The organism is Alteribacillus sp. HJP-4, assembly GCF_042139015.1.
Lineage (GTDB): Bacteria > Bacillota > Bacilli > Bacillales > Marinococcaceae > JBHIKY01.
In genome coordinates this window covers 24,533-43,791 of sequence record NZ_JBHIKY010000023.1, presented here as the reverse complement: position 1 = coordinate 43,791, position 19,259 = coordinate 24,533, and the positions used below count along the sequence as shown (strand labels likewise).

Sequence of the window (19,259 nt, the reverse complement as noted above, 5' to 3'; positions counted from 1 at the left end):
GAAAGCTGCTCCAGATTAGTGGGGCAGCTTTTTATAGTAGTTACTCTACGGAAGTGCAAAGAGGGCAAACCGGGACGTGGAGGTGGAAACGGTAATGGAACGTCTGGCGGTGGAAAAGTGGCGTCTGCGGTGGAAATCCGATCAGCACAGTGGAAATCAAAGGGAAGTGGTGGAAATCCGATAAGCAGCGTGGAAACAGGAACAGTTCAAGGGATACAACTTGCTGATCCGGGGAAAGACCAATGGGAGCGGTGGAAACGAAGGGAGCGAAGCGGGAAAAGGAGGCCGTAACCGAGGAAAAGCAAGCGAAACAGTGGAAATCGAATTGGTGTGGTGGAAAAGTGGCGTCTGCGGTGGAAATCCGATCAGCGCAGTGGAAATCAAAGGGAAGTAGTGGAAATGCGATCGGCAGCGTGGAAACAGGAACAGTTCAAGGGATACAATTTGCTGATCCGGGGAAAGACCAATGGGAGCGGTGGAAACGAAGGGAGCGAAGCGGGAAAAGGTAGCCGTAACCGAGGAAAAGCAAGCGGAACAGTGGAAATCGAATTGGAGCGGTGGAAATGTGGCGTCTGCGGTGGAAATCTAATCAGCGCAGTGGAAATCTGTTCTGCAGCAAGCACACACACTGCCGACTAATATTATACGAACAAAACCCCCGCACCGCCGCAGCGGAACGAGGGCACAATATTTAAAGTACAATCTATGAGCGGACGATAAGCACATCACATTTCGCATGCCGGGCAATGGCTTCGGAGACGCTTCCAATCAACATGCGTTCTACGGCGTTTAAACCGGTGGCGCCCGTTACAATCAAATCCGCCTGATAGCGTTTGGCGAGATCTTTAGGGATTTTAATTTTAGGAGATCCAAAGTCGAGCACAGTAGTGATATCCTTTACTCCACCAGTTTCTGCTTCCTTTCGGTAATTTTCAAGAAGCTCCTGGCCGTAATTCTCAGCGCGTGATACGATGGTGCGGTCATACTGCTCTATAGTGGCGAATGTGCGGGTGTCTATGATGTGGGTAATTACAAGTGCGGCATTGTTTTCGACAGCTTCCTGTATCGCTTTTTTTAATGCTCTTTTTGATTCATCTGAACCGTCAACCGCAGCCAGCACTTTTTGATATGCTGCCATTTCACATGCCCCCTCCATCAAATAAGAAATATTATTTTAATACACTTTTATTATATCATGAAAAGGCATACATTTATAAAGAACCAGCTAAATTTCTTAATATCTCCATAATACCGGCGCATTTATTTTTACGAAAACGATAAATAATAGTATGATAAAAAATAACTGGGAAAAAGTACTGTACATATATCGTGATAGGAGGACTCCGGCCATGCGTCATGCCATTATCACAGCAGGATCAAAGGGACTGGGGAGAAAAGTAACAGAAGAATTCCTGAAAAAGGGATACGCAGTCACCGTTACTTATCGAAATGACGAAGAATCTGTAGAGAGATTAAAAAAGGATTTTTCAAAGGAAAGCGGGCGCTTATTGTTCGTGAGGGGAGATGTCACGAATCCAGAGGATTTAAAAAGATTTGCCGCTGATTCATACCATCATTTCGGCAGAATTGACGTGCTAGTCAATAACGCGGGCCCATATATATTTGAACGTAAAAAGCTAATGGATTATTCGACAGCTGAGTGGAAAGAAATGCTCGATGGAAACCTGACGGCCATGTTTCATTTATTTCAGGCCGTGGTGCCGATAATGCGGAAACAGAAGTTCGGCAGGATCATTACGTACGGCTTTCAAGGGGCGCAGGAGGCCCCGGGCTGGCTGTATCGCTCGGCTTACGCTGCTGCGAAAACCGGGCTTGTCTCATTGATGAAATCCGTTTCTCTTGAAGAGGCAGAACATGGAATTACGGTAAATATGGTCTGTCCCGGCGTCGTCACTGATGAATTCAAGGAAGCTTCCATTCAAGAGGCGAGAAATGTTGAAAGCCAGGCTACTCCCGTCGGAAGACCGGCAAGCGGAGAAGATATCGCCCGCACCATCTCCTTTCTCAGCGACGAGAATTCTGATATGATCACAGGCTCTGTCGTAGAAGTTACCGGCGGAATAGATGTTTTGCATAAAAGACGCAGTAATTGATGTATAAAGCACGCCTCTCAGCGGAAAGCTAGTCGGGAGGTGATAGCTTGTGAAAATTTGGATAAGTGCATTGCTTGTACTGCTGATATTATTTGCTCCAGGAGCTGCATTACAGGCGCAGGGAGCCGAGCTTGAAGAGATTTTTGTATTTAAAGCAACAGTTGAAACAAGAAATGACACTCTGCACTGGGAATACAACAGTCCCTCTGCGTATGAGTTCCATCAAGGAGATACGGCTTTTCACGATGAGCGGGCTGTCAAGGAAGTAAAGGAGATATATGAAAAGCTGCAGCCGGAAAAAGGAGTATCAAAGGAAGAGCTTGCCGCTCGTCTTTTGAAAAACGGGTATGCAGACCTTGAACGTTTAGATGTACGCTGGCAGAATGATCAAGGCGAACTTCATACATGGATATGGAAAAAAACACCATCCTCCTAAAACTGTCTCTTATGAAAAGAGATAGTTTTTTCTTTCATGGATGAGGGCATAGGAGGTATGATATTAGGGTATAAAAAAATATATAGCTGTGGAAGGGGGCACCACAAATGAAGATCGGAATACCGCGTGAGGTCAAAAACAATGAAAATCGAGTGGCGTTGACCCCGGGCGGAGTCATGCAATTTAAGGAAAAAGGACATGAAGTATTTGTGGAACGGCATGCTGGTGCCGGTTCAGGGTTTTCAGATGAGCAATATGAGAGAGCCGGAGCTTCGATAGTGGGCACACCAGATGAAGCTTGGGAGCAGGATATGGTGATGAAGGTAAAGGAGCCGGTTGATGAGGAATTCAGGCATTTTAGAGAAGGACTGATTCTTTTTACTTACCTTCACCTCGCGCCGCTTCCTGAGCTTACCAAGCAGCTCATGGAGAAAAAAGTGACGGCGATAGCGTATGAAACGGTACAGCTTCAAGATGGGTCACTGCCGCTTCTGACTCCGATGAGTGAGGTGGCAGGCCGCATGTCTGCCCAGATGGGGGCACAGTTTCTTGAAAAAACAAAAGGCGGCAAAGGAATTCTGCTTGCCGGCGTGCCGGGAGTCCGCCGCGGAAAAGTGGCAATAATCGGCGGAGGGATTGCCGGAACCAATGCAGCAAAGATTGCCTGCGGATTAGGTGCTGATGTAACGATTCTCGATGTGAATCCAGCAAGGCTCCGACAGCTCGAGGATATTTTCGGTAAGGAGATTCACACTCTGATTTCGAATCCTGTCACGCTGGCAGAAGCTGTGGCTGAAGCGGATATTGTCATCGGGGCGGTATTGATTCCAGGTGCGCGTGCACCAAAGCTTGTAACGGAGGAAATGGTAAAAAGCATGGAGACAGGCTCCGTGCTTGTAGATGTGGCGATTGATCAAGGCGGCATTTTTGAAACGACTGATCATATTACGACTCACGATGACCCGGTTTACGAAAGACATGGGATTCTGCACTATGCTGTGGCAAACATGCCTGGTGCGGTGCCAAGAACCTCAACCCTTGCTCTGACAAACGTAACCGTTCCTTATGCACTGCAGCTTGCGGATCAAGGGCTTTCCAAGGCTTTGAAAAATAACCCCGCCTTATTTATGGGGCTCAATACAATGAGCGGACACCTCGTCTACCAGGCTGTGGCAGAAGCACAAAACGTGTCGTTTACCCCTGCAGAAAAGCTTCCTGAGCTGCAGCAGGCTTAAGAAAACTCCTTTTTTAACCGGAATCATTGTTTAGAATTTCTTCAAAAGAGGAAAAAAGAGCAATGGTAGATAATTACTAGCCCGGAAAGGAGAACTCTATTCATGAAAGTAACTTATCATGGACATTCAGTGGTGAATATTGAAACGAATGGCAAAAATGTTTTAATTGATCCGTTTATCAGCGGGAATGAATTATGCGACTTAAACGCAGATGACGTGAAGGCAGACGTCATACTGCTGACGCATGGACATAACGACCATGTTGGAGACACTGTCGATATTGCAAAACGCAATGATGCTCTCGTGGTAGCACCGTTTGAGCTTGCAACCTATTTAGGATGGCAGGGTCTTAATACTCATCCGCTTCATATCGGCGGAGGTTATACTTTTGACTTTGGGCGTGTCAAGCTTACTCAGGCTTTTCACGGATCTTCTTATACGGAAGAAGAGAATCAAAAAATTATTTATACCGGCATGCCGGCGGGAATCCTGTTTGAAGCAGAAGGTAAAACCGTCTATCATATGGGAGATACAGCATTATTTTCCGATATGAAAATGATCGGCGAGCGGCATCCGGCGGATTTGTTGTTTGTACCTATCGGGGATAATTTTACGATGGGGCCGGAGGACGCGAAACAGGCCGTCGAATGGTTGAAACCGAAATTTACGGTTCCGATTCATTATGATACCTTCCCTCCGATTAAACAGGACGCAAAAGCGTTCGTTGAGTCGATTTCTCCTCAAAAAGGACAAGCATTGAAAGCCGGAGAATCTGTGGATCTATAATTACTGAAAACGCGCAGCTGTTCTTTCTCTCTTTTCAAAGAGGTTAGAACAGCTTTTTTCTTTCTTGTAACCACATAAGCGCTTACACTATTGATATTTCAAGAAAAATCGTTATAATCAAATGGCAGATTCTTGCGTTCCGAAACGAGGATACGTATACTTAAAGTATTACAGACCAAAGATGTAACTAATACAGTTTTTTGCAGGTGTCGGAGGAGGTGCCAGAACTGGCTACAAAGCATGAACAGATACTTCACCATATAACCGAGCTCGGTGTTGGGGAAAAAATTTCAGTACGGCAGGTTGCCAAAGTACTTCAGGTCAGTGAAGGGACCGCGTACCGCGCGATAAAGGATGCGGAAAATCAAGGACTGGTCAGTACAATTGAACGTGTCGGTACGATACGGATTGAAAAAAAATTAAAAGAAAATTTCGAAAAGCTGACGTATGCTGAAGTCGTTAATATTGTTGACGGACAAGTCCTCGGCGGACGAAACGGCCTCCATAAAACCTTGAATCGTTTTGTCATTGGAGCGATGAAGCTTGAAGCAATGATGCGCTATGTGGAAGCGGGGAATTTATTAATTGTCGGGAACCGTTATCAAGTACATAAACTTGCGCTTGAGGCCGGGGCAGCTGTTTTAATTACAGGCGGCTTTGATACAAACGAAAATGTTATTGCTCTTGCCGATGAACTGGGGCTTCCGGTAATTTCGACAAGCTATGACACATTTACGGTTGCAACGATGATTAACCGTGCAATTTATGACCAGCTCATAAAAAAAGAGATTGTGCTCGTAGATGATATATTAATTCCACTGCAGGACACATACTACATGACTACCGAAAATAACGTGGAGAAATGGCACGAAATGAACCGGAAAACAGGGCACAGCCGCTATCCGGTCATTGGAGAAGATATGAAAGTGCAGGGAATGGTCGCTGCGAAAGATGTGCTCGGCGCCCAGATGCACACGCCGATTGAGAAAGTGATGACAAAAAGTCCAATTACAGTGAATGAACGAACCTCTATTGCCTCGGTCGCCCATGTGATGGTGTGGGAAGGGATTGAGCTGCTTCCGGTTATCGATGATCAACGTCACTTAATAGGGGTCATCAGCAGGCAGGATGTGCTGAAGGCTCTGCAGATGGTGCAGCGGCAGCCGCACGTTGGAGAGACAATTGATGATGTGGTTACAAGCCGCTTTCATGAAATGCCTCAGGGTTCAGAGTATAATTACCAATGTGAAGTCAGTCCGCAGATGACGAATCAGCTCGGCATGATTTCCTACGGCGTGCTGACGACGCTCGTGACTGAATGTGGAAGCCGGCTCCTGCGCCATTATAAGCGCGGAGATATAGTCGTTGAAAATATTACGATGTATTTTATTAAACCAATTCAGATTGAAAGCACGATCGATTTGAAGGGAAAAATGCTCGAGGTCGGCCGCAAGCACGGCAAAGTTGATGTAGAATTATTTCATGAAGGGGAAATTGTTGCCAAAGCGCTGATGATGGCGCAGCTGCTCGATCGTTAATGACCGCTAAGCCGCAATAAAACCGGCCAGGATCAGGCCGGTTTTTACATGTACTTTTTCATTAGGCGGAGCATTAGGTTTTCAGCCGTTGTTCTTCGGCCTCTTTTGATGCGTATGGATGATACAATTTATATGCACGGAGCCCGAGAAGGATATTGGCGATTCCGAGCACAGCAAAAATGGTACCTATGACAATGTCGATCGTCATTGTATTTGTAAAAAGTAGATTGGCCCCAAAACCTGTTAAAAAAAGGCCGAGACTGATATTCGCTTTCGTCTGCACCCATTTCTTTTCAACCGGGGCTTTCGTGCGAAAAGCTTTTATCTTGTAAAATACATACATTGCCGCGGCAATTACGACGATAATCGTGAATATCTGCATTCCTTTCCCTCCTGATCATTCTTCCTCCTCATTTTAAGGCTGGAAAAGAAAAATAGCAATTGCATCCGGCTGGAAATATTGAAAGGTGGCAATATCAATGAAAAATAAGATAATTGACGCTGTGAAAGCACATGCAGTTATTTATATTTACCGGCATGAAAAACCAGACCCGGACGCTGTCGGCTCTCAAGGCGGCCTGGCTTCTTTAATTAAATTCAATTGTCCAGATAAGCAGATTCATCTGGTTGGTGAAAATGAAAATTCGCTTTCGTTTCTGGCAAACAGTGATTCAGACCATGCAGAGCCGGAGGGAAATGCACTAGTGATTGTCTGTGACACCGCCAACACGGAACGGATAGATGGTAAAGGCTGGGATAAAGGGACTCAGCTGGTGAAAATTGACCATCATCCTAACGTCGATCCGTATGGAGATATCGCCTGGGTGGATACGAAGGCAAGTTCGACCTGTGAAATGATAATTGAACTGGCCATGCACGCAGCAGAAGTTGAAAAATGGAAATTACCAAAGGACGCAGCTCGTCTCTTATATGCAGGGATCGTCGGAGATACTGGACGATTCCAGCATTCGAACACGACACCGCGTACGCACCGGATGGCAGCCGCCGTACTTGAGCATGGGGTGGATACGACCTCATTATATACGGAGTTCTATAAAAATTCCGAAGCAGTCGTGAGGCTCCGCGGAAAAGTGCTGCAGGAGTTCACACTGACAGAAGAAGGCACCGGCATGATGTACTTAACGAAAGATACACTTGCACATTACAATATCAGCATTAATGAATCTTCTGCCGTTATTAACGCTTTTGCAGATACTGACGGCATCTTAGCCTGGGTATTCTTCGTTGAAAACGACGACAGCACTTACCGGGTCCGTCTCCGTTCGAAGGGGCCGGTAATTAATGACATCGCAGCTGAGCATAATGGCGGCGGGCATCCTATGGCTGCGGGAGCAAAGGCTGAGAATTTGGATGAAACAAAGCAGGTAATGAAGAAATTGCAGGCTGTTTGTCATGAGTGGAAAAAGAAAAACAACCTCTTCAATTAATTGCTGCTCTTTCGTGCTTCATTAAAGTATGTGCAGGAGAGAAGAAGGTATATATTTTATATTCGGATTTCTCAGATAACGTTTTTTCCCGGGCAAATAAAAAAAGAGGCCGGTCTGCAGCCGCACCTCCATGCCTTTTATTCTTTTTTATTTGTCGGAATAAACCATGAGCCAAGATCCGTCATATCCTCGTATACATCAATCTGTTGATGCTCAAGTTCTTTTCGGATCATCTCCGACACCTCTTGGGATTCAGCAAAAGCTGAATAGCCAGCTTTAATCTTCTCTACTTTTTGAAGAGCCAGTTCCTTGCGGTTCATTACCATTTCCTTTCCTGTGACATCCATAATGAACACCTCCTAAACGTATGGGCAGCCTTCTGCCATTCATTATACCGAAAATTTACATTTTTGTGCACAAAAAACACTGAATCTTTCAATAATTATTCATTACTCTGCTGCTTCGATCCGGACATAAAGCTCAAGCATTGTATAAATGTACATTTCTTCAATTTTTAATTTATACTGCTTGTCTCCAGACGTGTACGTTTTATTTTCAATTGTCCGTTTAATTAACTCTTTCCCTTCTACGGCACTTTCTATGTTTTTATTTTTTAACAAATGCATTTCGCTTTCGGCCTCCTGTTTCAATTCGTACAAAGCAAGCTCATTTAATTTGGATGATTTTTCGTTCGTGAAGGTGATGGAAACGTCCTGAATGGTCAATTTTCTTTCATTTTCTTGATTTTTAGCCTGTTCTGCTTCCCGGAGCAGGTCAATTTGTTCATGCTGTTCAGCGATTAAAAGTCTTTGTTTGTTTAAATCTACCACGAGCTCTTCATGAATGGCACCGAATTGAAAAATAAAAAAAGCCCAGCCTGCCAGTGTGCCGATGGCCACTCCTGCAAAAAAACGCTGCCAGCCGGGCTTGCGGTAATAAGGTGGAATTCTCATGGAGTGAGCTGCTCCTGGGTAATCCATTGAATAATAAATGTCCCGGCATTTGCGCCGCCAAGGGCAGCACATATCATGCCAAGCGTTTTAAATACATCGCTGTGTGTGCCGTAAAAGAGACCCCGTTCAAGTGTGGTGATCGCGTCAAATGTACCGCCGATAGCGGCGACCAGTGCCCAGATTTTCAGGCTGGCTGCTAAATCATGGATGGCAGACAATGGTGGTTTTCCGATCAGAAAAGCTCCGATCCCTCCAATAATCGAACCGCCGATAATAACACCGAAAGCAACAAAGAAATCCATCACAAGTGTACCGGCAAATTCTCTAGTCATTATAAATCCCCCTTGTTCCTGTATACTCACTGGAGCATGTGACTCAAAATAGTAAAAACATTCTCTCTAAATATATAGAGCAGCAGAGATTCTTATATGCTTGTTTTCTGTAGAAATCGCCTGCATACTAAAATGAAGAAACACGCGAGAAAAGGAGCGGTACGCTTATGGCATTAGTCCATTTGCATGTACATACTGAATACAGCCTATTAAAAAGTTCGGCCCGTATCGACCATCTGACGAAGCGTGCGAAAGAATTAAATATGGACGCGCTGGCGATTACAGATAAAAATGTGATGCACGGAGCTGTCCCTTTTTATAAAAAATGCATGGAATACGGTATTAAACCGATTTTAGGGCTTGAGCTCTGGGTGGATGGTTTATACTTAGACGGCGAATTTCCCATTGTTCTGCTTGCCAGAAATATTGACGGTTATAGAGATCTAATGCGACTTTCATCGGAAAAACAGATGAATGATAAGGTAACGTCTGAACAAATATCAACCCATCTCACCAATTGTTATGTTCTTCTCCCTTATGCAGAAAGTGAAGCCGCCGTCAGCGTTAGAGAGCAGGAGGGATGGAAGGCGGCAGAGATTCTGCAGAGCTGGAAGCAGCTCGTTCAAATAGATCATTTGTTTATGGAGTTACAGCCTCTGCAGGAGGATGCACGCAGTCAGAAGGATTGGAAAGCGCTGGCGGCCCAGGCAGAGATTCCGCTTATCGCTGGGAATAACGTTCATATGACAGAAAAATCGGAAAGCCGTGCGAGACTCGCATTAACAGCAATCGAGCAGGGAAAAGCCTTAAAGGAATTGGAACAGCACCAGGGGTACTTTGGCACGCTCCTGAATGAAAAAGAAGCAGTTTCCCGGCTCCCGGATGATGGCGAAGCCATCCGCCGTACAGCAGAGATCGCAAAAGCCTGCAGTGTGACACTGGAGTTTCAGCAGATGCTTCTCCCGAAATATCCCGTCTCAGCAGACACATCTTCAGGAGAGAAGCTGCGAAGGCTGTGTGAAGAAGGATTAGCCAGACGTTACTCAAAAGTCTCAGAGCAAGCGCAGAAACGTTTGCTTCATGAACTGGCGATTATTGAAAAAATGGGATTTCAGGATTATTTTCTGATCGTTTGGGATTTTGTAGCGTATGCCCGTTCCCAGAACATACTTGTCGGACCGGGCAGAGGTTCCGCCGCTGGGTCGCTTGTCTCGTATGTGCTTGAAATAACTGATGTAGATCCGCTTGAGCATGACTTATTATTTGAACGATTTTTAAATCCGGAGCGGATATCGATGCCCGACATTGATATTGACTTCCCGGATCACCGCCGGGATGAAGTGATCCAGTATGTAGCTCGAAAATACGGTGAGAAGAGAGTAGCTCAAATTGTAACCTTCGGCACGTTCGGAGCGCGTGCGGCAGTCCGTGACACGGGTCGGATATTAGAGGCGCCGCAGGCACTGATTGACCGGGTGGCCGGCTTTATCCCGCAGACTCCAGGCATGACTCTGAAGAAAGCAATCGACTCGAATCGGGAGTTTCGTGCATTTATCGAACGGGAGCCGGACGGAGCAGGCATTGTCAAGCTTGCATTAGAAATTGAAGGGCTGCCCCGGCACACCTCCGTTCATGCTGCAGGTGTCATAATAAGCGGAGGCAAACTAACCGAATATGTTCCGTTAATGAAAAAGGATGCGGAAATTCTACTTACTCAGTATCCGATGGAGGTTCTCGAGGAAATCGGACTGTTGAAAATGGATTTTCTTGGTCTGAGAAACCTGACTATTCTCGAGCGGATTACGGAATCGATTCAGCGGCGAGAGGGGAAAACATTTGACCTGAGGACGCTGCCTCTTGAGGATAAAAAAACGTATGAAATGCTTTCAAAAGGGGAAACTACGGGGGTTTTTCAGCTTGAATCAGCAGGAATGAGACAGGCTCTTCAGCAGGTAGCTCCTTCTAGATTTGAGGATATAGCGGCAGTAAATGCGCTGTACCGTCCGGGCCCGATGGAAAACATTCCGCTTTATTCGGACAGAAAGCACGAACGAAAGCAGCCGGAGTATCCGCATGAAAGCCTCAAGCCGATTCTGGCACAGACCTACGGTGTCATCATTTATCAAGAGCAGATTATGAAGATTGCCGCGATAATGGCTGGTTACAGCTTTGGGGAAGCAGACCTTTTACGGCGTGCGGTCAGCAAAAAAGTCAGGCACGTTCTTGAGAATGAAAGATCTCGTTTTTTGAAAGGAGCGGAGACAAAGGGCTATACAAGTGAAGCGGCAGATGAGGTTTATGACCTGATCGTCCGCTTTGCCGACTACGGTTTTAACCGCAGTCACGCAGTTGCGTACAGCATTATTGCATATCAGCTAGCCTATTTAAAAGCGAATTATCCGGCTGACTTTTATGCAGCGCTCCTTTCCGCTCACCTGCACCAGACCGCAAAGCTTAGTCTCTATCTCCGCGAAGCTCTGCAGGCAGGAGTAAAAATTCTCCCTCCATCTATCTTGTACAGCCAGCCTGGATTTTCCGTCACAGGTGCCCAGATTAGATTTGGACTGCTTGCCATCAAACAGCTGAACGTCAAGCAGGTCCGTTCGATTATTCAGGCGCGCCGAAGGAAGGGATTCGACAGCTTCGTCGATTTCTTCATGCAGCAGGAAGCTGCTTCGTTGAATCGAAAAAGCGTGGAGAATCTTATTAAAGCGGGGGCATTTGATGAGATTTATGAAAACCGGGCAGCCCTGCTTGCTTCCATCGACCGTGCGCAGGAATTTGCTGAATTTCAGCAGGATCTCGGCGGTTTGATCGGAGGAGACAATGATTTTAGATATGTAGAGGCAGACCCTTATTCCGAGACAGAAAAATTAGAAGCAGAAAAAGAGGCCCTTGGTTTTTATATCAGCGGGCATCCACTTGAGAAATATGCCGCCGTTCTGGAAAGGTTTCAGCCTGTGTCTTTAATAGAAACGTTTGACCGGTCGAGCCGCAGCATTCCAGCAGCCGGGCTGATAGAGGAAGTAAAAAGAGTGCGGACGAAAGCCGGTCAATCCATGGCTTTTGCAGTTATGAGTGACGGGGTGGGCAGTGTGGAGGTGGTGCTGTTTCCAGCGGTTTTCCGCACCATCAACAACAGGTTTACCGCACAAAGCCCGGTATTGATCATAGGGCGTCAGGACAAAAAAAGCCAGACGAATAAGATTCTTGCTGACCAGGTGATATTTTTAGATGAGCTTCTTGCTGGTGCTCAGCATACCTTGTTTCTTAAAATAGAAGAGAAATATAATAACAGTTGGACGACCAGCCGGATCAAAGAAGTTTTACGAAAATATCCCGGCGTGACCCCGGTCTGTTTATATTATTCTGATGCAAAAAAAACGATTCAATTGACTGAACGCTACAATACACAGGCCACCTCCGAATGTTTGAGGGAACTCCGCGGAGTACTTCCTGAGGAATTTGTCGTTTTAAAAGGTTCATAGAGGATGAACATAAAGAAGTCTTCTGTTATAATAAGATAAGTTTTTGCAAACGGAGACAATACAACAGAATTTTTAACAGGGGAGAAAGAGCCCAATGCCTGCATATTCAGACGGGCACCATTATAAAGGAGAGTGGAGTTTGTGCCAACGACAAGAGAAGAAGCTTTGCATATTCACCGAGTAAATCAGGGAAAGCTGGAATCAAAGTCTAAAGTCCCTGTAAAAAATTCACGCGATTTGAGCCTTGCTTATTCTCCTGGCGTAGCGGAACCTTGTAAGGAGATTTTTGACGACAAACAAAAAGTATACGAGTATACCATGAAAGGAAACATGGTGGCTGTTGTTTCCAACGGAACCGCAGTGCTCGGGCTGGGGAATATTGGAGCAGAGGCATCCCTTCCTGTAATGGAAGGAAAAGCTGTTCTGTTTAAATCATTCGCTGGGGTGGACGCGTTCCCGATCTGCCTTGATACTACAAATGTGGATGAGATGGTTCAGAGCGTCAAGCTGATGCAGCCAACGTTCGGTGGAGTCAATCTTGAAGACATCGCCGCTCCGGACTGCTTTATTATTGAAGAGCGGCTGAAGAAAGAAACGAACATACCTGTTTTTCATGATGACCAGCACGGGACAGCCATTGTTACGGCAGCTGGACTGATCAACGCTTTAAAATTATCCGGCAAATCCCTTTCAGAAGCAAAGGTTATCATCAATGGAGCAGGCTCCGCCGGAATTGCTATTATTAAATTGTTACTCAAATTAGGCGTGCGTGATGTAATTTTGTGTGATTCTAAAGGAGCTATTTATGAAGGCCGTTCGTTTGGAATGAACGACGTAAAAGCAGAAATGGCCAAGTTAACGAACAAAGACCGCGCTGAAGGCAGGCTTGAAGATGTCATTCACGGCACAGATGTCTTTATCGGCGTTTCAGTCGCTGGGGCGCTCACGACCGAAATGGTTCATGCAATGAATGATAATCCGATTATTTTTGCCATGGCTAATCCTGATCCGGAAATCATGCCTGATGTTGCTAAGGAAGCTGGTGTGAAGGTAATTGGCACCGGGCGTTCTGATTTTCCTAATCAAGTCAATAACGTTCTCGCTTTCCCCGGAATCTTCCGAGGCGCTCTTGACGTCAATGCTACGATTATAAACGAAGAAATGAAAAAAGCAGCGGTATACGCGATTGCGGAGCTTATTGAAGAGTCTGAACTGACCGAGGAATACGTCATTCCTGCCCCATTCGACGGCAGAGTAGCACCAGCAGTTGCATCTGCTGTAGCAAAAGCTGCGATGGAAACCGGAGTGGCACGTAAAGAAGTGGACCCGGAAGTAATTGCGGAAAAAACCCGCCGTCTTTCCATTATCGATAAATAGTAACTCCAACAGCAAGAATGCTGGACGGATGCTTTGCCGCTTTTCCCGCCCAATGGAAAGAGCGATCGGGTGAATGGCGATCGCTCTTCTATTGTGACGTGCAGAAAGCGAAGCTTGTCTTGTTTTAGGGAAACACTTGTCATATAGCGCAGGTATGATATTCTTTTTCTTATTCCCATACTGCAAGAGTCTGCAAAAAGCTTCCTACATACACAAAGAAAAAGAAGGTGTCATCGTGTTAAAAGATTTTTTCAGCAAAAAAAGAAAATACGCGACGATTCCATCCGAACGCAAGCAGCCGGCCACCATGAATGAAGGTGTCATGACAAAGTGCCCTGAATGCAAGACAATCGTCTATACGAAGGAATTGAAAAAGCATTTAATGGTGTGCATGCATTGTGACCATCATATGCCTATGACGGCATCGGAGCGGATTCATTCCTTATTGGAGGAAGGAACGTTCAAAGAACTGGACGGGTCCATATCCTCAACAAATCCACTGGATTTTCCTGATTATGCAGAAAAGCTTGAAAAGGACCGCACGAAGACTAAATTAAATGAAGCGGTCGTGACAGGAGAAGGCGAATTAGAGGGTATACCGGTTGTGATTGCGGTAATGGATTCGCGTTTTCGAATGGGCAGCATGGGCTCGGTTGTCGGAGAAAAAATTACGAGAGCAATTGAACGTGCGCTTAACCAAGAGACGCCGTTTCTAATGTTTTCTGCCTCGGGGGGAGCCCGCATGCAGGAAGGTGTGCTGAGCCTGATGCAGATGGCGAAGACGAGCGCGGCCTTAAAAAAGCTCGATGAAGCCGGGCTGTTATATATATCAGTGATGACACACCCGACCACGGGCGGAGTCTCAGCAAGCTTTGCATCGCTTGGAGATTATAATTTTGCGGAACCGCAGGCACTGATCGGCTTTGCCGGCAGACGCATCATTGAACAGACCATCCGCCAGGACCTGCCGGAGGACTTTCAAACTGCTGAATTTTTGTTAAAGCATGGGCAGCTTGACCGGGTCATTCCAAGGAATGAAATGAAGCAGACGCTGGCTGCGATTGTAGAAATGCATCAAGGCAAAAGGCCGTAAGGAGGTGGACAATGTGCAAAGTTATCTTCCATTTGAAAAGCCAGTAGTGGAATTAAGAGAAAAAATTTCAGAGCTTAAGACATTTACGGAAGAAAAAGATATTGATTTAACGGATGAAATCAGTCATTTAGAAGAACGTCTTGAACAGCTTGAAAATGATATATACGGAAACCTAATGCCCTGGCAGCGTGTGCAGATCGCAAGGCATGCAGAACGTCCCACAACGCTCGATTATATTGAGTACTTGTTTACAAGCTTTCTGGAGATGCATGGAGACAGGCTATATGGAGATGACGAAGCGATTGTCGGCGGCATCGCTTATTACAAAGGCAGGCCGGTTACCGTAATCGGACATCAGCGCGGCAAAGATACAAAGGAAAACCTGCAGCGCAACTTTGGCATGCCTCATCCTGAGGGGTACCGGAAAGCACTGAGGCTGATGAAGCAGGCAGAAAAATTCAAGCGCCCGATTGTCTGTTTTATAGATACAAAAGGAGCCTATCCAGGAAAGGCAGCGGAAGAACGCGGCCAGAGTGAGGCGATTGCGAGAAACCTTTTCGAAATGGCCGGCCTGCGAGTTCCTGTGGTATGTATCGTTATTGGGGAAGGCGGCAGCGGCGGAGCGCTTGCATTGGGAATAGGAAATCATATTCATATGCTTGAAAATTCTACGTATTCCGTTATCTCACCGGAAGGTGCAGCAGCTCTGCTATGGAAGGATTCGGGGCAGGCAAAACGAGCAGCTGAAAATATGAAAATTACTGCTCCTGACTTAAAAGAACTCGGCATTATCGAGACAATGATTTCAGAGGTCCGTGGGGGAGCTCACCGGGATGTTGAAGCACAGGCAGCTTCAATCGATAAAATACTGGACGCTTCTCTGGCGGAGCTGAATGGTTTGTCCCCAGAGGAACTTGTAGAGCATCGTTATGAAAAATACAAGAAAATCGGAGAATTTACTGATGTAAACGCTCTCAATGATGTGACACAACCTTAGTGCTTTCTGACTTAACAGGAAGGCACTATTTCTTTTTGTAGTGGATCATTAAAAAGCCGAGCACATTGGATAAAAGAAGTAATGGTTCCAAAAAAAGCGGACGATAGAATAAAAAAGGCCTCATTAATGTTTGGAGAACCTATTCAATGATTTATCTTTGTGTGTATTCCGGTATAATATGAGTGGACAACGACGAGAGCACCCGCAGTGCGGTTTATATAATATGATTTTCAATTGGATAATAAAGGAGTGTACGAATCATGAAACGAATTGGTGTTTTAACGAGCGGCGGGGATTCGCCCGGCATGAATGCAGCAATCAGAGCCGTGGTAAGAAAAGCAATTTTTCACGGACTTGAAGTATACGGAGTGAAATATGGTTATGCCGGTTTGATCAGCGGCGATATTGAAAAGCTGGAAATCGGGGATGTAGGCGATATTATCCACCGCGGAGGTACGAAGCTGTACACGGCGCGATGTGAAGAGTTCAAGACACCGGAAGGACGTCAGGAAGCGGTCAATCAATTGAATGCGTTAGGCATTGAAGGGCTGGTTGTTATTGGCGGAGACGGCTCTTTCCGGGGAGCCGAAAAGCTGACCGATTTAGGGTTTCCTACAATCGGGGTCCCGGGTACGATAGATAATGATATTCCAGGGACGGATTATACTATCGGGTTTGATACCGCCCTTAACACTGTAATTAACGCCATTGACAAAATCCGTGACACGGCTACCTCCCATGAAAGGACCTACGTCATCGAAGTGATGGGAAGAAACGCCGGAGACCTGGCACTTTGGGCAGGTCTGGCAGACGGGGCAGAAACAATTGTCATCCCGGAAGAGCAATATGACATGGAGAGTATCTTCAAGCGTTTGAAGCGCGGTCACGACCGTGGGAAAAAGCACAGCATTATCATCGTAGCAGAGGGAGTCGGGAGCGGCCCTGAATTTGGAGAGAAAATTAAAGAGGCGACGAATCTTGAAACCCGAGTGACTGTCCTGGGACATATTCAGCGGGGTGGATCACCGACAGGCTTTGACAGAGTGCTTGCAAGCCGTCTCGGTGCTAAAGCGGTGGAGCTGTTGATCGATGGGGAACAGGGAAGAATGGTCGGCATCCGAAATAATAAAGTCATCCATAAAGCTATTACAGAAGCACTCTCAGAAAAGCATGAGATTGACCGGGATATGTATGTTCTCTCGCAGGAACTGTCTATTTAAGCTCTTTATGAAGGTTGGCGCAATATTAGTTCCGCGGACTGAATGCGGTGCGGACATGAGGTACGCTATTTGTGGAAAAGGTGAAGAATTTGACTCTCCTTTTGCCCATTAACGGAACTCCTGTCCGGCAAAGCCCATAAAACCGACCTGTTTGGAGAAAATAACGGAACCAGTGGCTGGAGAACCAGGCCATCGCTGCTGCCCGGCAGGACAGGGCGTAAATTTTGACTTATGATACAATAATACAAGCTTATTGAGTAATGAGGAGGACCAAAATGAGAAAAACAAAAATTGTTTGTACGATAGGGCCTGCAAGTGAATCAAATGAAATGCTTGAAAATTTAATGCATGCAGGAATGAACGTAGCGAGACTTAATTTTTCCCACGGTGATTTTGCCGAACATAAAGCACGCATTGACACCATCCGTGAAACATCGAAGCGGCTCGATAAAAACGTTGCTATTTTACTCGATACAAAAGGACCGGAAATCAGGACTCACTCCATGAAAGATGGAGCGCTTCAGCTTGAGAAGGGGCAGGAATTAATTGTTTCCGGAGAGGAAGTAGAAGGAACCACAGAAAAAATTTCTGTTACATATCCGAATCTGGCGGACGATATGGCACCGGGTAAAAAAATTCTTTTGGATGACGGTCTGATTGAGTTAGAAGTTCTCAAAGTCATGGGAAGAGATCTGCGTACGAAGGTTCTGAACAATGGAGAACTGAAAAATAAAAAAGGCGTGAACCTTCCCAATGTCAGTGTGAATCTGCCGGGTATTACCGAGAAGGACGCTGCCGATATTAAGTTTGGTATTCAACAGGAAGTAGATTTTATCGCTGCCTCCTTTGTAAGAAGAGCGTCAGATGTACTCGAGATTAGAGAGCTTTTAGAAAAGCACAACGCCGGGGACATTCAAATCATCCCGAAAATCGAGAACCAGGAAGGTATAGACAACATTGATGAAATTTTAGAGGTATCAGACGGGCTGATGGTAGCCCGCGGGGATTTAGGTGTTGAAATTCCGCCGGAAGAAGTACCGCTCGTGCAAAAGAATCTTATTAAAAAATGCAATACTCTTGCAAAGCCAGTTATTACAGCCACTCAGATGCTTGATTCGATGCAGCGCAATCCCCGCCCTACAAGAGCTGAAGCCAGCGACGTGGCTAACGCGATCTTCGACGGCACAGATGCGATTATGCTTTCCGGAGAAACAGCAGCTGGTGACTACCCGGAAGAGTCGGTAAAAACAATGAGCAATATTGCGCTCAAGGCAGAAACCGCCTTGAAATATGAAGATATATTGAGTCAGCGTACGAAGGAAAGCAGACGCTCTATTACGAACTCTATCAGTCAGTCAGTCTCCCACACGGCATATAACCTTAATGCAGCAGCGATCTTGTCTGCGACCGAAAGCGGCCATACAGCCAAAATTGTATCCAAATACCGTCCGGAGTCCCCAATTATTGCCGTAACAAGCAACGAAAAAGTATTCCGCAGACTCGCGCTTGTCTGGGGCGTGACCCCAATGCTGGGAGTAGCCGCAGCTTCCACGGATGAAATGCTCGACAGCACAGTGCGGGAATCGCTGAAAACTGATTTTGTGAAACACGGGGACCTCGTTGTCATTACTGCCGGTGTCCCTGTCGGTGAATCCGGCACTACGAACATTATGAAAGTTCATGTAATTGGAGAAGTGATAGGAAAAGGGCAGGGAATTGGAAGAAAAACGGCAAGTGGTAAGGTTGTTGTGGCCCGCAATGCCCAGGATGCAAACGACCGCATGCAGGATGGAATGATCTTAGTTACGTACAGTACAGATAAAGATATGATGCCTGCGTTTGAAAAAGCTTCCGCAGTGGTAACAGAAGAAGGTGGACTGACCTCTCACGCTGCCGTAGTTGGTTTGAATCTCGGCATTCCTGTCATAGTAGGTGTGCAGCGTGCTATTGATTTATTTGAAGACGGAGAAGAAATAACGGTCGACGGGACCAGAGGCGACTTGTACCGCGGCCATGCCAGTGTTCTGTAATAGAAACGTTTTTTAACACTATACTGCCCCGCTGCGTCGGGGCAGTTTTTTCTTCTGGTTGAATGAATGTCGGAAATATTAAGAAAGTACTAATGTGGAATGAAAGACTGTTTAAAAGTAAGGTTGTATGTAATCATGCAAAAGAACTATGTCTTATAGTGGGATCCTGCAGGGAGCAACGCCTGCTGAAAAGCAAACCATTTCGTACACGA

The 19,259-nt window shown here is 46.0% G+C and carries 18 protein-coding genes; 13 read left to right on the top strand and 5 right to left on the bottom strand.

What is annotated here, in order from left to right; genetic code table 11:
- Positions 1-242 precede the first annotated feature (242 nt).
- On the top strand, positions 243-509 hold the full coding sequence (locus ACE4RR_RS17200; protein ID WP_375536676.1) for a hypothetical protein: 267 nt from the start codon (positions 243-245) through the stop codon (positions 507-509).
- A 194-nt stretch (positions 510-703) separates the two neighbouring features.
- Here ACE4RR_RS17200 and ACE4RR_RS17195 read toward each other — a convergent pair whose 3' ends face one another.
- A complete protein-coding gene (locus ACE4RR_RS17195; protein WP_375536675.1) occupies positions 704-1,138 on the bottom strand; it encodes a universal stress protein in 435 nt (144 codons plus the stop codon).
- Positions 1,139-1,349: 211 nt separating this feature from the next.
- Here ACE4RR_RS17195 and ACE4RR_RS17190 point away from each other — a divergent pair, with 211 nt between their 5' ends.
- The 5 genes from ACE4RR_RS17190 (at position 1,350) to ACE4RR_RS17170 (ending at position 6,109) form a co-directional block, all read left to right on the top strand.
- Positions 1,350-2,114, top strand: coding sequence for an SDR family oxidoreductase (locus tag ACE4RR_RS17190; protein ID WP_375536674.1), 765 nt, complete (start codon positions 1,350-1,352; stop codon positions 2,112-2,114).
- Positions 2,115-2,163: 49 nt separating this feature from the next.
- Positions 2,164-2,550 (top strand): hypothetical protein, encoded by a 387-nt coding sequence (locus ACE4RR_RS17185; RefSeq protein WP_375536673.1) that lies wholly within the window; start codon positions 2,164-2,166, stop codon positions 2,548-2,550.
- 107 nt (positions 2,551-2,657) lie between these two features.
- Positions 2,658-3,785: an alanine dehydrogenase gene (gene ald, locus ACE4RR_RS17180; RefSeq protein ID WP_375536672.1), complete on the top strand. Its 1,128-nt coding sequence runs from the start codon at positions 2,658-2,660 to the stop codon at positions 3,783-3,785.
- Positions 3,786-3,887: 102 nt separating this feature from the next.
- Complete coding sequence (locus ACE4RR_RS17175) at positions 3,888-4,571, top strand: metal-dependent hydrolase (protein WP_375536671.1); 684 nt, start codon at positions 3,888-3,890, stop codon at positions 4,569-4,571.
- Positions 4,572-4,798: 227 nt separating this feature from the next.
- Positions 4,799-6,109: a DRTGG domain-containing protein gene (locus ACE4RR_RS17170; RefSeq protein ID WP_375536691.1), complete on the top strand. Its 1,311-nt coding sequence runs from the start codon at positions 4,799-4,801 to the stop codon at positions 6,107-6,109.
- 73 nt (positions 6,110-6,182) lie between these two features.
- Here ACE4RR_RS17170 and ACE4RR_RS17165 read toward each other — a convergent pair whose 3' ends face one another.
- The gene (locus tag ACE4RR_RS17165) at positions 6,183-6,491 is read right to left on the bottom strand and encodes a YtpI family protein (RefSeq protein ID WP_375536670.1); all 309 of its coding nucleotides are present in this window, start codon (positions 6,489-6,491) and stop codon (positions 6,183-6,185) included.
- A 97-nt stretch (positions 6,492-6,588) separates the two neighbouring features.
- On the opposite strand from ACE4RR_RS17165, the gene ACE4RR_RS17160 reads away from it, so the two are divergent.
- Entirely contained in the window at positions 6,589-7,557 is a 969-nt protein-coding gene (locus ACE4RR_RS17160) for a DHH family phosphoesterase (RefSeq protein WP_375536669.1), read from the top strand.
- 137 nt (positions 7,558-7,694) lie between these two features.
- Here ACE4RR_RS17160 and ACE4RR_RS17155 read toward each other — a convergent pair whose 3' ends face one another.
- The 3 genes from ACE4RR_RS17155 to ytrH form a co-directional block, all read right to left on the bottom strand.
- On the bottom strand, positions 7,695-7,904 hold the full coding sequence (locus ACE4RR_RS17155) for a YtzJ family protein (protein WP_375536668.1): 210 nt from the start codon (positions 7,902-7,904) through the stop codon (positions 7,695-7,697).
- 102 nt (positions 7,905-8,006) lie between these two features.
- Positions 8,007-8,510, bottom strand: coding sequence for a sporulation membrane protein YtrI (ytrI, locus tag ACE4RR_RS17150; protein ID WP_375536667.1), 504 nt, complete (start codon positions 8,508-8,510; stop codon positions 8,007-8,009).
- Positions 8,507-8,866, bottom strand: a complete 360-nt coding sequence (ytrH, locus tag ACE4RR_RS17145; RefSeq protein ID WP_483860827.1) for a sporulation membrane protein YtrH — start codon at positions 8,864-8,866, stop codon at positions 8,507-8,509. Before ytrH ends, ytrI begins: the two co-directional genes overlap by 4 nt.
- 143 nt (positions 8,867-9,009) lie before the next feature.
- Here ytrH and dnaE point away from each other — a divergent pair, with 143 nt between their 5' ends.
- The 6 genes from dnaE (at position 9,010) to pyk (ending at position 19,047) form a co-directional block, all read left to right on the top strand.
- The gene (dnaE, locus tag ACE4RR_RS17140; RefSeq protein WP_375536665.1) at positions 9,010-12,330 is read left to right on the top strand and encodes a DNA polymerase III subunit alpha; all 3,321 of its coding nucleotides are present in this window, start codon (positions 9,010-9,012) and stop codon (positions 12,328-12,330) included.
- Positions 12,331-12,471: 141 nt separating this feature from the next.
- Entirely contained in the window at positions 12,472-13,707 is a 1,236-nt protein-coding gene (ystJ, locus tag ACE4RR_RS17135) for an NADP-dependent malic enzyme (protein ID WP_375536664.1), read from the top strand.
- A 235-nt stretch (positions 13,708-13,942) separates the two neighbouring features.
- Complete coding sequence (gene accD, locus ACE4RR_RS17130; protein ID WP_375536663.1) at positions 13,943-14,800, top strand: acetyl-CoA carboxylase, carboxyltransferase subunit beta; 858 nt, start codon at positions 13,943-13,945, stop codon at positions 14,798-14,800.
- Positions 14,801-14,813: 13 nt separating this feature from the next.
- Positions 14,814-15,797, top strand: a complete 984-nt coding sequence (gene accA / locus ACE4RR_RS17125) for an acetyl-CoA carboxylase carboxyl transferase subunit alpha (protein WP_375536662.1) — start codon at positions 14,814-14,816, stop codon at positions 15,795-15,797.
- A gap of 260 nt (positions 15,798-16,057) precedes the next feature.
- A complete protein-coding gene (gene pfkA / locus ACE4RR_RS17120) occupies positions 16,058-17,017 on the top strand; it encodes a 6-phosphofructokinase (RefSeq protein ID WP_375536661.1) in 960 nt (319 codons plus the stop codon).
- Positions 17,018-17,292: 275 nt separating this feature from the next.
- The gene (gene pyk / locus ACE4RR_RS17115) at positions 17,293-19,047 is read left to right on the top strand and encodes a pyruvate kinase (RefSeq protein WP_375536660.1); all 1,755 of its coding nucleotides are present in this window, start codon (positions 17,293-17,295) and stop codon (positions 19,045-19,047) included.
- The last annotated feature ends 212 nt before the right edge of the window (positions 19,048-19,259 follow it).

Bases quoted from the DNA above. Each gene is read 5' to 3' on its own strand.
- ACE4RR_RS17200 (WP_375536676.1), top strand. From the start codon at position 243: ATGGGAGCGGTGGAAACGAAGGGAGCGAAGCGGGAAAAGGAGGCCGTA.
- ACE4RR_RS17195 (WP_375536675.1), bottom strand. From the start codon at position 1,138: ATGGCAGCATATCAAAAAGTGCTGGCTGCGGTTGACGGTTCAGATGAA.
- ACE4RR_RS17190 (WP_375536674.1), top strand. From the start codon at position 1,350: ATGCGTCATGCCATTATCACAGCAGGATCAAAGGGACTGGGGAGAAAA.
- ald (WP_375536672.1), top strand. From the start codon at position 2,658: ATGAAGATCGGAATACCGCGTGAGGTCAAAAACAATGAAAATCGAGTG.
- ACE4RR_RS17175 (WP_375536671.1), top strand. From the start codon at position 3,888: ATGAAAGTAACTTATCATGGACATTCAGTGGTGAATATTGAAACGAAT.
- ACE4RR_RS17165 (WP_375536670.1), bottom strand. From the start codon at position 6,491: ATGCAGATATTCACGATTATCGTCGTAATTGCCGCGGCAATGTATGTA.
- ACE4RR_RS17160 (WP_375536669.1), top strand. From the start codon at position 6,589: ATGAAAAATAAGATAATTGACGCTGTGAAAGCACATGCAGTTATTTAT.
- ACE4RR_RS17155 (WP_375536668.1), bottom strand. From the start codon at position 7,904: ATGGATGTCACAGGAAAGGAAATGGTAATGAACCGCAAGGAACTGGCT.
- ytrI (WP_375536667.1), bottom strand. From the start codon at position 8,510: ATGAGAATTCCACCTTATTACCGCAAGCCCGGCTGGCAGCGTTTTTTT.
- dnaE (WP_375536665.1), top strand. From the start codon at position 9,010: ATGGCATTAGTCCATTTGCATGTACATACTGAATACAGCCTATTAAAA.
- pfkA (WP_375536661.1), top strand. From the start codon at position 16,058: ATGAAACGAATTGGTGTTTTAACGAGCGGCGGGGATTCGCCCGGCATG.
- pyk (WP_375536660.1), top strand. From the start codon at position 17,293: ATGAGAAAAACAAAAATTGTTTGTACGATAGGGCCTGCAAGTGAATCA.